Source organism: Nonomuraea antimicrobica (assembly GCF_039536965.1).
GTDB lineage: Bacteria > Actinomycetota > Actinomycetes > Streptosporangiales > Streptosporangiaceae > Nonomuraea > Nonomuraea antimicrobica.
The window spans coordinates 1-665 of sequence record NZ_BAAAZP010000302.1 but is presented as its reverse complement, the minus strand read 5'-3'; the positions used below and the strand labels follow the sequence as shown (position 1 = coordinate 665).

Annotated in this window: 1 protein-coding gene; it reads right to left on the bottom strand. The window is 61.7% G+C overall.

The annotated features are described in order from the left end of the window. A partial coding sequence (locus ABD844_RS52950; RefSeq protein ID WP_344897969.1) for a hypothetical protein occupies nucleotides 1-638 on the bottom strand: 638 nt, incomplete at its 3' end. Nucleotides 639-665: the final 27 nt, after the last annotated feature.

Sequence of the window (665 nt, the reverse complement as noted above, 5' to 3'; positions counted from 1 at the left end):
GACAGGAGGATCAGTACAACTTTCTCGTCGCTGAAGCGCACGAGGTTCGTCTCTCCGTCCTTCCAGAAGGCCGGGGCGGTCATCGCGTACACGCCTGCTCCATCGACGTACAACTCGGCAGCCATATTCTTGGCGTTGCGGTCTTGAGAGAGTCTGTCGTCGAGGAGATATCGATGCTGGGCAGGTTGAACCTGTCTCCAGCCGGTCATGGAGCCGACCACCAGTGGGTTGGCCTTACTCCCCTGATAGAGATCGCGTACCTCCTTGAAGGTCGCTGCTTCCATAGGAGCCTGCCCAGGGTGGTCGGGGACGAGCGACACCATGATCCACGGATTGTCGTGGTCGAGCCGATTCGAGATGACCTGCTCGATCTCAACAGCGCGCGCCGCTTGGTCGCGTCTGGCAGCGTCTCGGCGCCGATAGGCGGTCTCGATCTCGGGCTCGGTCAGGTAGCCGATAGAGGGGCCGATGCGTCGGGGGTAGCGATAGCCGTCGTTCACTGCGACGGCGTACGGCTGGCGTGGGCCGGCCGCGACCACGATGACGTAACAGCCTTTCCCAGGCTCAGTAGAGTTCTCCACTGGGACGATCTCAAAGGTCGGCAGTGGATGGACACCGGAGCCGATGATCTGGTGCATCCGTGTCCTTTCGGCGTCGGACAGTTC